The organism is Ureibacillus sp. FSL W8-0352 (assembly GCF_038004345.1).
Lineage (GTDB): Bacteria > Bacillota > Bacilli > Bacillales_A > Planococcaceae > Ureibacillus > Ureibacillus thermosphaericus.
Genome location: NZ_JBBOQT010000001.1, coordinates 312,124 through 325,490, shown reverse-complemented (window position 1 = coordinate 325,490; position 13,367 = coordinate 312,124). Strand labels below are relative to the sequence as shown.

General features: G+C 35.8%; 14 protein-coding genes, 1 pseudogene and 1 riboswitch. Of the genes and pseudogenes, 2 read left to right on the top strand and 13 right to left on the bottom strand.

The window, feature by feature from the left end; genetic code table 11:
• Window positions 1-61: 61 nt before the first annotated feature.
• From NST98_RS01640 to NST98_RS01620, 5 genes and pseudogenes are all read right to left on the bottom strand, one after another.
• Complete coding sequence (locus tag NST98_RS01640; protein WP_340714236.1) at window positions 62-223, bottom strand: hypothetical protein; 162 nt, start codon at window positions 221-223, stop codon at window positions 62-64.
• Between the two features lie 141 nt (window positions 224-364).
• Window positions 365-1,009, bottom strand: coding sequence for a TlpA disulfide reductase family protein (locus tag NST98_RS01635; RefSeq protein WP_340436773.1), 645 nt, complete (start codon window positions 1,007-1,009; stop codon window positions 365-367).
• Between the two features lie 50 nt (window positions 1,010-1,059).
• Window positions 1,060-2,406 (bottom strand): sodium-dependent transporter, encoded by a 1,347-nt coding sequence (locus NST98_RS01630; RefSeq protein ID WP_340714235.1) that lies wholly within the window; start codon window positions 2,404-2,406, stop codon window positions 1,060-1,062.
• A 210-nt stretch (window positions 2,407-2,616) separates the two neighbouring features.
• On the bottom strand, window positions 2,617-3,198 hold the full coding sequence (locus NST98_RS01625) for an ECF transporter S component (protein ID WP_340714234.1): 582 nt from the start codon (window positions 3,196-3,198) through the stop codon (window positions 2,617-2,619).
• A 228-nt stretch (window positions 3,199-3,426) separates the two neighbouring features.
• A riboswitch (FMN riboswitch) is annotated at window positions 3,427-3,561 on the bottom strand.
• Window positions 3,562-3,653: 92 nt separating this feature from the next.
• Window positions 3,654-3,879: pseudogene (locus NST98_RS01620) on the bottom strand (response regulator); the annotation flags it as partial.
• Between NST98_RS01620 and NST98_RS17250 the strand changes: the two are divergent.
• A complete protein-coding gene (locus NST98_RS17250) occupies window positions 3,840-4,079 on the top strand; it encodes an ABC transporter permease (protein WP_445684017.1) in 240 nt (79 codons plus the stop codon). The pseudogene NST98_RS01620 and the gene NST98_RS17250 overlap by 40 nt on opposite strands.
• 76 nt (window positions 4,080-4,155) lie before the next feature.
• A complete protein-coding gene (locus NST98_RS01615) occupies window positions 4,156-4,437 on the top strand; it encodes a hypothetical protein (RefSeq protein ID WP_340714233.1) in 282 nt (93 codons plus the stop codon).
• Between the two features lie 85 nt (window positions 4,438-4,522).
• Here the strand turns inward: NST98_RS01615 and NST98_RS01610 are convergent, their stop codons facing one another.
• From NST98_RS01610 to resA, 8 genes are all read right to left on the bottom strand, one after another.
• Window positions 4,523-4,666, bottom strand: a complete 144-nt coding sequence (locus NST98_RS01610; protein ID WP_340714232.1) for a hypothetical protein — start codon at window positions 4,664-4,666, stop codon at window positions 4,523-4,525.
• 660 nt (window positions 4,667-5,326) lie between these two features.
• Window positions 5,327-6,535, bottom strand: a complete 1,209-nt coding sequence (locus tag NST98_RS01605) for a hypothetical protein (RefSeq protein WP_340714231.1) — start codon at window positions 6,533-6,535, stop codon at window positions 5,327-5,329.
• Window positions 6,525-7,058, bottom strand: a complete 534-nt coding sequence (locus NST98_RS01600; RefSeq protein WP_026018951.1) for an RNA polymerase sigma factor SigX — start codon at window positions 7,056-7,058, stop codon at window positions 6,525-6,527. The genes NST98_RS01605 and NST98_RS01600 overlap by 11 nt, the downstream gene beginning before the upstream one ends.
• A gap of 228 nt (window positions 7,059-7,286) precedes the next feature.
• A complete protein-coding gene (locus NST98_RS01595; protein WP_340714230.1) occupies window positions 7,287-9,068 on the bottom strand; it encodes an ATP-binding protein in 1,782 nt (593 codons plus the stop codon).
• Window positions 9,061-9,777: a response regulator transcription factor gene (locus NST98_RS01590; RefSeq protein ID WP_340433638.1), complete on the bottom strand. Its 717-nt coding sequence runs from the start codon at window positions 9,775-9,777 to the stop codon at window positions 9,061-9,063. Before NST98_RS01590 ends, NST98_RS01595 begins: the two co-directional genes overlap by 8 nt.
• Window positions 9,778-9,928: 151 nt before the next feature.
• Window positions 9,929-11,110, bottom strand: a complete 1,182-nt coding sequence (ccsB, locus tag NST98_RS01585; protein WP_340714229.1) for a c-type cytochrome biogenesis protein CcsB — start codon at window positions 11,108-11,110, stop codon at window positions 9,929-9,931.
• A complete protein-coding gene (gene resB / locus NST98_RS01580) occupies window positions 11,107-12,759 on the bottom strand; it encodes a cytochrome c biogenesis protein ResB (protein WP_340714228.1) in 1,653 nt (550 codons plus the stop codon). The genes ccsB and resB overlap by 4 nt, the downstream gene beginning before the upstream one ends.
• 14 nt (window positions 12,760-12,773) lie before the next feature.
• Window positions 12,774-13,307, bottom strand: coding sequence for a thiol-disulfide oxidoreductase ResA (resA, locus tag NST98_RS01575; protein ID WP_016836916.1), 534 nt, complete (start codon window positions 13,305-13,307; stop codon window positions 12,774-12,776).
• Window positions 13,308-13,367: the final 60 nt, after the last annotated feature.

Here is a 13,367-nt window from a genome sequence, read left to right as displayed (position 1 = left end):
GCTACTTTTTTTATTTTCTCACAATAAAAGGCCATTCTCTAAACGAATGACCTACTTACAACTATTTAAAAATTTTTCCCCAGAAAGGAGGCTTAAAATCGTAATCCACTCTTTTACTTACATAACCATAAAATTCTTTTAAACTATGCTTTTCTTTCGAATCCTTTTGCAATATCGATTTCCTCGTTAATTCAGCTATTCCCTGTTCAATTAAATGAACCAACCCCGCTCCGAACAATAATCAACACATTGCCATCAGCAAAATGACTCCGTATGGACTCCCCTGATTTCAACTGGATAATCATCATTTACGCCTTTTTTGTATGAATACTGTCTAGTCTTGTTTATGTTTTTTAGTAAGTATTCATGTATTTATCTGAAATTTTTCTAATAATATGTCTTTTGTGACAGGGCCGACAATTTTTTCGGTTATTTTACCTTCTTCATCTATAATGAAACTTGTAGGAATCGTAATGATTTTATATTCCGTCGAAACCGCACCGGTATCATCAAATAATATAGGAAACTTTATTTGATATTTGTCAGCAAATTTTTTCACGTCATCCATTGATAATTCTTGATCGGTAATGTTGATGGCCAATATTTCGATATTGTTCTGTTTTGCAAATTGTTCATAGAACTCATTTAAATGAGGCATTTCTTCTTTGCAAGGGGGGCACCAACTTGTCCAAAAGTTGATGAGAACTTTTTTCCCTTTCAAATCAGACAATTTAATTGTTTCATTTTGCATTGTTTTTAGTTGAAAATCGCTTGCCTCAACATCCACCACTTGATAAGCAGTTTCAATCATGTCATATTCAAATTCATGAATGTCAACATCGTGTGGATCCTCTAAGCCTAAATTTTCATAAAGAAAATCGATAAACTCGTCTTCTGTAAAAGACTCCTCTAGGCCTTTTTCATTCTTTATAAATTTCGAATAAATCGTCCAAGTGAATGCACAGAGAATAAGCAAGAGAAAGAAAATGGATACTTTCGATTTTTCCATAACACCTTCCTTATAACGGTTGTCATTTTTACTATATGTATGCTGCTGTTTCAAAATCCAAACAGTCTTGCCAGGCACACAATTATAATCACAACCGGAACAACAAACGTCATCAATGTTCTATAAACGTGATAATAACCTTCCCCCATTTGGCTTCCTTGCAATAATTCCTTTTTTGCTAATTGTTTATCCATCACATATACAATAAATATTGCAATTAATATATTTCCTAAAGGTAAAAGCACGTTGGAAACAAGATAATCCGTGGCATCAAAAATACTTTTATTAAAAATTGACACATTGCTTAATACGTTGAAAGATAATGCAGATGGAATCGAAACAATAAAAACGATGATTCCTAAAATGACAGTTAATTTCGTGCGGCGAATATGTAATTTCTCAATTAACGCAGCAACGATAATCTCATACATGCTAAAAGATGAAGTGAGCGTTGCAAATAAAAATAATATCAAAAACATCGCCAAAAATACTTCACCGAAAGCCATTTGACTAAAAGCAGCAGGTAAAACCATAAACAATAATCCCGGTCCTTCAGTTGGCTCCATTCCAAATGTAAAGACAACTGGGAAAATTGCTAGTCCAGCAAGAAATGAAACCAAAATGGTTAACACAACAACCCATGTTGCTGATTGAGGTATGCTAACTTCCTTTTTTAAATAGGAACTATAAGTTACAAGGCACGAAAATCCTACCGCCAGTGCAAAAAAGGACTGTCCAAGAGCAAACAATAACGATTCCCCAGTAATATTTGAAAAATCTGGCCATAGGAAAAATTTTACCCCTTCCACTGCTCCATCTAAAGTTAAGCCGCGTACTACTAAAATAATAAATAGAATGAATAATAACGGCATCATAACTTTATTGGCTTTTTCAATTCCGTTTTGCACTCCTAATGCAATGACTAATACATTTGCTAAAGTAAATAGTGCAAGACCTAACAACGTAATCCATGGCGTCCCTATAACATAATAAAAAAAATCTCCTGGATTGGCATTCGGCTCAATGACTCCTCCAACCAATGAAACGCCACTGTATATAAATATCCATCCACCTACAACACTGTAAAAGGATAGCATAATAAAGCAACCGATAACTCCTAACTTCCCAATCCAAGACCAGCGAAGATTATGGGGGGCTAATAATTTATATGCTGTTACTGCTTCTTTTTGAGTGCTACGACCAATAATATATTCCGATAATAGCATTGGCAATCCTATGAGAAGGGTGAAAATAACAACGATTAAGAAAAAAGCTCCCCCTCCGCTTTGACCTGTCACATAAGGCATTTTCCAAATAGCGCCGAGTCCAATGGCTGCCCCTGCCGAAGCTAATATAAATCCAATTTTACTCGTCCATTGCCCTTTATTTTGATCCATTGTAAAAATTCCTTCCTTTATGACTTTAAACTAATAAACATGATGATTACATCATATCAATTTTTTAAAACAATATAAACTTTCTATAATATTGATCGAACGGAAATATAATGTAAGCAATCATACAATTCCTTCAAAAGTGTATTCGTAATTTACTCAAAATAAAAGAGGTTTGCACAAAACAGCAAACCCCTAATGATCTATGTTCTATTATTGTTTTTGCAATAAATATTGTGCTCTTTGATTTTCAATCCAATTTCTCATCGTTCTAAATAACATCAATACTAACACCATCAACAAAATACCTTTGATAATATTAAATGGCAAAATTCCTAGAACGATAGTTTCTTTTACATCAAATGTACCCATTCCTAAGAAATATGTGTACATTGGCAGGAAAGCAACATAGTTTAATACGCTCATGCCAATTGACATCGTAAATGTTCCAGCTATCAGTCCAAAGATTAACCCTTTTACTGAATTAGTTCTTTTATATACATAGTAAACTGGCATGATAAACAAGATCCCTGTTGCGAAGTTTGCCATATGTCCCACTGGCACCCCAGTAGAAGCACCCATAAATAGCCAATTCAAGATATTTTTAATGAATTCAACTAAAATTCCTGCAACAGGTCCCATCGTAATTGCCGCAATCAATGCAGGAACATCACTAAAATCAATCTCTAAAAATACCGGAAAATACGGTAATGGAAAATTTAAAAACATTAAAATAAATGAAATACTCGATAGCATTGCGATTGTTACAAAAGAACGCAATTTCATTTTGTTCATTAGCACTCTCTCCTCTTTGCTGATTCAACTCGCAAGAAGAAAGGCACATAGTCGACTTCGTTAAAAATTAAAATCCCTTATGCCAAACTAGCATAAGGGAGAAAACGGGTACACGAAAAGCTACACATGACAAAAAGAGAATAGGAAAATAGCGCGTTGGATTAATACAAAAATTTCCAACACAATAATTGCCACGTGTCTAGGTTACATAACGAAAAACGACCGTACCTTCATCTTCTCCCATCCAGACTATACTGTCGGCTTTGGAATCTCACCAAATCCTGCTCAAAAAGAGCTCGCGGGCTTAAGAACAACCGTTCTAATACCGCCGGTCGGGAATCTCACCCTGCCCCGAAGATGAATCATTATTTTATTATTAATTTAGTAATATTATAGGAGTATTCCGAGTATTTGTAAAGGAATTAATATGAAGTATTAAAACAATCATTCTTTATTATTATATAATCATCAGCTCTTAGTCCAAGCCCAAGCAAACGATCCTCATCTTCTCCTCTTGCCGTTGAAAAAATAACAGGTATATTCGAATATTGGCGAATGGTCGATAAGATAGAATCCATCGCCATCTGGCAACATCACATCTAAAATTGCTAGATCAGGCTTAATCAATTGAATCATTTGCTTTGCTTCTTCACAGTTTGTTGCTTGATAAATACGCTGAAACTGCAAAATGGGAGTTAATGATATTAACAATTTCTTCATTAAACTGTGTTTTTTTGCCAATTTTATCGGCCATTTGCGTTTCTCGTATATGTGATATGGAACATAAAGGGGATACGTGGAAACTGTTACTTACCCTTTCGATGAATCAAAAACAGATGTATTTCGCAAAATTCTTTTGTTCTTCAATCATTTTATTGTAAGAATTTGTTAATTTTTATTCATTTGGGCATTTGGTATGTATAAAATGTACCTTACGAATTACTATTCATTTTTTTATTGGGTACATCATTGACTTGTTTTACCATCATTGCATTGCAGCAATGGGCATCGATGACATTAAAAAATCAAGCTTTTTCCTTAACACTTGGAATGATTGGAGCATTTCTTGGTTTAACGAGCAACTTTATCTCATCTAAATTCCAAACATTCATTATTTGGAGCTATTACATGCTCTTGAGTCCTATAAAGCAATTGTACCTCGATGAACAAGTGCACTTTACCATTCAAAATACCAATACTTTGATACCCTTATTTGCTATATTAATCGTCTATGGATAAATGCGATAAAAATCGAGTAGGAGGGAGTGATTAGCTCCCGTCCTCTCACACCACCGTACGTACGGTTCCGTATACGGCGGTTCAATTAAGATAATTGACGCAAGTTTTCATAACTTCCGTGAATAGCTGTTCTCTTTATGCCAGTGGTCACTCCACCCTCCAAGAGGACTCCCACGGGATTCACCGCTTCCTTCCTCAAGTGAGGTACTATGTTTTCTGTGTTCATCATGACTCACTGAATGCCAAGGGCTATTCTCTCTTAATTGTTCGGTCCTTCTTAGTAGTTCTAAACCAACTAATACTATGACCTCTGCTGACTTCTGACGGTTCAGCTACTTATCACTAAGTAGGTTATGAAGCGAACTTCACCTATCCGCCAGACCTCCCCGGGTAAGTACATGCACTTTCACACCATCTATCCGCCTCATTTACTCGATATGACCTTCGACAGAAAGAGCTTTGTTTTGTTTCGCAAACTCACTCAATCATACCTAGCCTTATATGAGGTTCGTGTTCCTCGGACCGGTGTTTTGCCTCCAGCTTCCTTCAGATTCCGCGTCACCACGGACACCCTTGCTCTTGGCTAACCTCTACTTCTGTCTTCGGGGTTCGGGACTTACACCCTATAGTTCATGTACATGCCGGGCGCACGAAAAAATGCGAAAAGCAATATCCTTGTCTTTTCACATACTTTCTCACATATCAAATATAAAAAGGTTGGATAAAATCTAAAAAATGATTTTCGAACCGGGGACGCTTTGCCTCGAAAGCGTAGCGACAGAGGCACTCACCCCGGCATTCCAATCAATTTTTAAATATATAAAAATATATGATCCCGGCATTTCTAATACTTCTTCTCAATCAATTTCAAAATACCCAAATGAAAACTTTATCTATTTTCTAATACAGTATATGGCAACTCATTCGGTCCAACTGGAATTGGCAACGGTTTTGTAAAATCGAATCCTTCCCATTCTGTTTGTACAATGTTTTCAAATTGTACCGATTTATTAAATCCAGCTGCTGTTAACAACATCGCTTCAATCATTTGCATCGCTTCCACTTGATTATACTCAAATAAATCTAAGCGATTTTTAAATGTAATTATTACTACATCATGATTGACAGATACGGAATAATCAGCATTGGGTAAAATCACTGATTTGTAAATATCATTTGTACTTACCTTTAACGCTTCCATTGCTTCTTCTACTGTTGAATAAGTTTCTCTAAAATTTGGTGCTAAAAACTCCGATCCATCATTTTGCACATATTTAAAGTAACTATGTTGCTTTGATTTTTCAGTTAATAGGGTATATTCTTCCCCAATATCTTCTAAAATTACCGGTTCGCTGTTTTCATCAACAATTTCCATTTCACTGTAATCAGAGAAGGTATCTGTTAAAGTAGCATAATAAGTTGCCGCATCTTCATCATATGGATGATTATTCGGTAATTTATGAATAACCTTTCCTTCACTTTCTGTTATTTCACCCACATATGGATGATATTCATTAAACCCTAGTAACTTTTCATTTAACTGCGGAGCATATTCATTGTATAACTCCACCTGTGTTGGATTGTCTTTCCCAAAATCTTCTACAATTTTTTCATTTGGGATTAAGATTGTTACTGGAATGCTTTCTGCTTCATCGCTTGCAAGACCAATCTTGAAAAGAGTGTTTCCTTCCAATTGTTCAGGATATACAGCAGTTTTAATATCAGCGTCCGATGTTGACATAGGTGCAAAGTTTTCCTTTTCTTCCATGTCATTTGGAAGAGCAAAAGTTTCCATTTCCTGTTGATCTCCACTGGAATCATCTTGTTCACTATTTAATATTGCTTGTTCCTCCATTGAATTGTTCGTCAAAGATGGTATGAGAACAGCTGCAAATAACGCAGCACAAGCAGCAATCAACCATGGCATAATTTTCGTTTTCTTTTTAATAATTGGTGAATTTTTCGGAGGCTCTTCATCAAATACTCCATCTCTTTTTAATCGTTCAAATACTTCTTCTTTTGAACGGACATCATGAATTTTTGGAACATTTTTTAATAGCTCTTCAATTCGATCCTCATCCCAATGTTCATGATTCATTTTGACTCGCCTCCTTGTTTCGTGATAGTAATTCTCGCAATTGTTTAATTGCTCGGTGTTGTGTTGTTTTGACTTTACCTTCTGTCCAATTTAAAATTGCTGCAGTTTCAGCAATCGATAATTCCTGAAAATAGCGCATAATTATCACCATTTGTTGATCACCTGTACATTTTTCCAGCGCCTCTAGTATTTGCCTCGTCTCATCATTTAATTCTATGAAAGATTCTGGTGATTTTGTTGGTGATACTAGTTGTTCTGTTTCCCAATCAAAGGCGGTAAAAGAATGGGCTGAGCGAACTGCATTTTTTCGAAAATAATCAATTGCTACATTTTTTGCGATAGCAAAAAGCCAAGTTTTTTCAGAACTTTTCCCTTGAAAACGTTCGTATGATTTTAAAACACGAACGTATACTTCATGAGACAAATCTTCCGCAACCGATCGATCTTTTACTAAATAGATTAAAAATTGGAATACATCTTGATGATATTGATCATACAGTCGATGGAATATGGATTCTTTCAAATCCATGCCACCTCCATCCTTATTAATTTTGTCGTTTCAAATCGTAAAATGTTTCATTTGGAGAACTACTTTACTTTTAAATGTTCTCCAACATTTATATAAAAAAAGAATTCGCTTCTACTCCAGGTAAAAGAGTACCATACTTATGCAGAATGGCAAGTCCTATCTTTCCAAATTTCTGCAACTCATTTACCTAGAATATCCACGAATTCTGATCCATAAACTATTTTAGTTTAAAGGCAAATAGAAAGTAAAAGTTGTTCCTTCTCCAACTTCACTATCAACTCGTATATTACCATTATGGGCTTCAACGATATTTTTAGCGATAGCTAGTCCTAAGCCAGTGCCAACTTTCCTCGTGCGTGTTCTCGCCTTATCCGCCTTATAAAAACGTTCAAACACAAATGGTAAATCTTCTTTCGGAATTCCTTCTCCTGTATCAGATACTTGCACTTTCAAATAAGATAATTCTTGTTCCAATGACACCGTTACACTGCCGTCTTCTGGTGTATGACGTATCGCATTATCAATTAAATTTGTTAACACTTGTTCAATTCGGTCTTCATCGATATTTATCAATACATCATCTGACATTTCCGTATGGAACATTAATTGAATATGATTTTCTTTCGCCACTTGACTAAACTTTTGCGTAATTCGTTCAAAGACAGAATTGATTGGTACAGACTCTTTTACAAGCGTCGTATGTCCAGATTCCATTCGAGCTAAATCCAATAAATCCGCTACTAGGCGACCCATTCGTTGAGACTCATCATAAATAATTTTAATCATCTCATTCTTGTCTTCCTCTGACTCAACAACACCATCAATAATTGCTTCTGAATATCCTTGCAACATGGCAATTGGCGTTCTTAATTCATGAGAAACATTAGCAATAAAGTCTGAACGTAATTTATCCAATTTAATTTGTTCAGTCATATCACGTATGACTGCAATCGCGCCACGGATTGCTTGTCCACTGCTTTTTAATGGACTGATGGTGATGCGGTAGTACGAACCGTCTATTTCCAAATCTTCTTCCAACTTATCTTCAAAAGTTAGAACATGATCTAACATGGCATAAATTTCTTCTGGTAAGAATAATTCTTTATCGACCCCATTTCGAATAAACCAACGTTGTAATAATCGATCAGCTGGAGGATTGCTCAGCAATATCGTTTTATCACGATTAAACGTAATTACCGCATCTGTCATTGAAGTGAGAATGTTAGACAACTGTTCTTTTTCTTGATTAATGACTTCGAGATGATGTTTTAACTGACGCCCCATTTGATTGAAAGCTACAGCTAATTGACCAATTTCATCGCTTTGATTTGTTGGCAATTGCTCATCAAACTTACCTTTTGCAATATCAAATGCATAGGCACGCATTTTTCGGAGAGGTAACGTAATTTTGGAAGATAAGAAAAAGGCAAAAAATGTTGTTAATACAAAGGCGATAAATGCTGAGAGAAAGACAATTTTCGTCGTTTGATTCGTCGTTTCGTGAAGAGCAGAAGGGTTTTGATAAATAAATAGAACTCCTTGCACTTCATGCTCAATCGATAATGGATAGCCTAAAACAAAATAGGATTCCATTTTATCTTCATCCGCTTGAGAAGATAAAATCATTTGTCTTATAAGCGGTTCATTCGTATCAAAGACTCGTTGAAATTCCTTAGAATTTAACAAAGCATTTCGAATTTTTTCTTGATTTATTCCAGTTTGATAACTGGATATAACAGTTTGATTATTTAGTGCAATAAATCCATTTGTATCTCCATTTAATAAGTCTTCCAACAACTCATCGGTGATTTGATCGATATCAGTATGTGCAACAATGTTCGAGATGGTCGTTGCTGTTTGCTTAAGCGAACTTTCCGCTTGTTTCATATGGAAATCATCTAAGAATTCAAGCATGGCAACTGTGAAAATAAATAACACAAACGAAACGAGAAGCAATATGGTTGCCCATAGCTTCCCGACAATACTATTCCATATTCTAGTCATTGATTACCTCGAATTTGTAACCAACGCCCCAAACGGTTACAATCATTTTAGCTGCTTTGTCTGATACGCGGTTTAACTTTTCACGTAAGCGCTTTATATGCGTATCGACTGTGCGCAAATCACCAAAGAAATCATAGTGCCATACTTCTTTTAACAATTGTTCGCGATCAAATACCTTATCTGGTGATTTAGCTAAGAAGTAAAGTAGCTCATATTCTTTCGGTGTTAAGTTTACTTCTTGTCCATCACATGTTACTCGGTGTGCATCATTATCGATAGTTAAATGAGGGAACACAACGATATCTCGAGATGTAGTAGTACTAGAAACTTGATTTAATGCACTTGAGCGGCGTAAAATCGCTTTCACTCGCAACACCACTTCTCGTGGACTAAATGGTTTTACGATATAGTCGTCCGCACCTAATTCAAAACCTTGCACACGGTTTGCTTCTTCGCCTTTTGCTGTCAGTAAAATAATGGGAGTAGATTTCTTCTCTCTCAACTCTTCACAAACTTGTAATCCGTCTTTCTCCGGCATCATGATATCTAAAATGACGCAATGATAATCATTATCTAGTGCCTTTTTTAACGCTACTGCACCGTTCTCAGCTTCATCTACCTCGTAACCTTCCCGTTCTAAGTACATCTTTAGCAGGCGACGAATGCGATCTTCATCATCTACAACTAAAATGGACACTTTTTCAGACACGATGTCTAACCCCTCTCTTTGCAATCTCTACCTATATTTATTGTACAATTTTATGAATAAAAATTAAAGACTATTAAGAAAGCTCTCCATAGTTTTGAGGAGAGCTTTCACATTTTATTAATATTTATACGTTTATTATAGTATATAGATATTATGCATATGAATGGAGTCCTGCAATCACTAAGTTTACAAAGACGAGGTTAAAGATGATGATTGCAAATCCGATTAATGCGAGCCAAGCAGACTTTCTTCCTTCCCATCCTTTAGATAAACGTAAATGAAGATAAGCTGCATAGAATAACCAAGTGATGAGAGCCCATACTTCTTTAGGATCCCAGCCCCAGTAACGGCCCCAAGCTTCTTGTGCCCAAATCATGGCAAAGACGAGAGCACCTAATGTGAAGACAGGGAATCCGATTAATACAGAACGATATCCAATTTCGTCAACTAACTGGGAGTTTACTTTTTTCACTAAAGGATGAAGCAACTCACAAATCGGTCTTCTCACAATGAAGCGATATAACAAGTATAAAATCGTTCCAACCAAGAATGACCATACAACAGTCGTTAATTTCTTCGCATTAATAATCGCAGGCATTTCGACTAACGGCTTCATAACGCCTTCCGTTTTTAATTCAGATTCATTCATTCCGAATAATGCCGGCATATTATAAACGATTTCAGATTCCATACCATTATTATTAACATAAGTAAACTGTGCTTCATATCCCATGCCGCGGAATGTAATCGTTACAAGTACAAAGCCGATTACAACAACGCAGAAATATAAAATGGCTTCAAGCCAAAAACGTTCCCTTGAGCTTGTTTTTGGATCTACTTCCTTTAGTAAATAAACAAGACCAGCCACTGCGCTAATAGCAAGAATCGACTGTCCAATTGCCGCTGTTACAACGTGAATAGTTAGCCAATTACTTTGAAGCGATGGCACAAGTGGCGTTACTTCCGTTGGGAACATTGTTGCATAAGAAATAAATAGTACTGCTATCGGTAATGCCACTAAACCAAGAACCGTAACACGATACATAAAGTAGATTAATATAAATGCTCCAACGAGGAACATTCCAAAGGCTGTAGTAAATTCAAACATGTTACTTACAGGAGCATGTCCCGCATAGATCCAACGGGTAATAAAATAGCCCAGCTGGGAAATAAAACCAATAATTGCAATCACAATTCCTATTTTTCCCCATTTTTCGGCTCTACTGGCAGCACCATCATTTCTTTTAATGGAACCCGCTATGAAAACCGTACCTATAATATATGCAAAGAATGCTGTAAAAAGTAAATTACCACTAATATCAATTAAACTCATTCGGCACCGTCACCTTCCTTATCCTTCTCATCTTTTTCTTCTAGTTGGTCAATATATTGTGGTAAATGCGCATATTCTGTCACAACATCTAAATCTTTTTTCATGCTAAACCAGTTTTTGTTTGTATGGGCAGCAAGCATAATTTTGCCATCTTCTAATTGTTGTACCCACAGGCGACGATGATTCCAATAAGAACCAATTGCTAATCCAAATAAGAAAATAACTCCACCAATAATCAAGATAGGAATCGTTACATCTTTTCGAATTGTTAATCCTGATACATTTCTTGTTTCTACACCTTTAAAGGTCATTTTATATTCATTTTCCCCCGCTTCAATAGGAGAAGCACCAATTGAAACGAAACTGATTTCCCCTTCAGGTTTGTCAGGGGTAATCATTTTAAATACAAAAGCAGGGTTATTTGGGTATTGGGATGCTGTTTGTGGAACGCCATCTTTCATTCCAGAAAAGTCAGGATAATATTTCATGATTTCAACTTTTGTATTTTCACCTAAAACATACTCTTTTTCTGGATTCGTTAAATCAATTTTTACTGAACCTAGAGACTCTCCTGATTCTTTATTGGTTAAATCAAATGTCATTGTTTTTAGTTCATTTAACTGATAATCCATTTGATAAATAGCATAACCATCATATTTTAATGGGTAGTTAACACGAATGGAATACTCTTTAACGAGTTCCATATTTTCCGTATCCCCTAACACTGCACCTTCAGCCTGTTTATATAACTTTACATCCGTCTGATAGTTTTTCGCAATGGCAGCAACACCTTGTTCAATTTGTGCTCTCGTTGGATCATTGTCATAAGTTTCTAAAATAAATTGTTTATTTTCTAGGAAATATCCATCCATTCCAGGAATCGCACGAACTTCTCCTTCGCGAATCCACATCGATTCATCTACGTGGAATCCCGGTAGGAATCGTAACATTACTCCTAACAAGAAGATAATAAGCCCAAGGTGATTTATGTATGGACCAGAGCGGGCAAAGCGATTTTTTTCTGCCAATAAAGCGTTTCCATCTCGACGAACTTTATAACGTAAACTTTTCATTTTTTCTTCAATTAAATCAAGGGTTTTTGAAGAATCGCCTTCTGTTACTGGCCCATGAGCAACAATTCGCTGCCTTTTCATAAAGCTTTCATGGCGCTTTACACGTTGATTTTTTAACGATTTATATAGAGGAAGACCTCTGTCAAGACTTGCTACGATAATGGAGATTCCTAATAGCCCTACTAGAATCTGATACCACCACGAACTATACAAATCAGATAAACCTAAATTGTAATATAGTTCACCAAAAACGCCATAGTTTTGTTTATAATAAAGCGCTTTCTCTTCTTGTGTAGCCACTTGAACGTAAAATTCTTGAGGAAAAATCGTACCAAGAGCTGATGCAATTAGTGTAATAATAATTAACGAAACGCCCACTTTAACACTCGAAAAGAAATTCCAGATTTTATCAATAATGGATTTGTTGTAGGTTTTAGAACGAATGGCTGTACCATCGTATCGCATATCAAGAACTTTTTGAGCTTTCGCTTCTTCAGATAATGGTCTACCACATTTTTCACAAATTTTTGTACCAAATGGGTTTTCATGACCACAAACACATGAGATTTTTTCCATAATTTTAAATACTCCTATTCTGGCTTAATTGACTCCATAAGAGATTGAATTTGTTCTTCTGACAATTCACCAGGAGGAACTCTTTTCACTTTTCCTTCCGGAGTAATTAAATAAGTTGCAGGTAATTTCCCAACATTATAAGCTTGCATCACGCTTTTTGTTTTATCAATGACTACTGGAAAAGTAAGATTATACTGCTCAACAAAATTTTCTACTTCAAAATTGGACTGAGCTATATTTACTGCTAAAATGTGTACACCTTGATCCTTAAATTGTTGATATTGTCGTTCCATCGCAGGCATTTCTTTTTTACACGGTTCACACCATGTTCCCCAGAAATTTAAAAATACCCCTTGACCTCTGTAATCAGATAGACGATGTGTGTTCCCTTCTAAATCTACTAATTCGAAATCAGGAGCTGTATCTCCATCAGCTAAAACCTCTACTGTATCTTTTGTCGCAGTATTGTATATTGTATAAATAATTGCACAAGCCAATACTCCAAGTATGATTCCTCTAATAATCGAACGTTTCTTTTTCTTTTCCATTCAGCAACCTCCTTGAAGAGAACATTCCAATCTCTTTCATTATAGCAAATATTTAAAGGC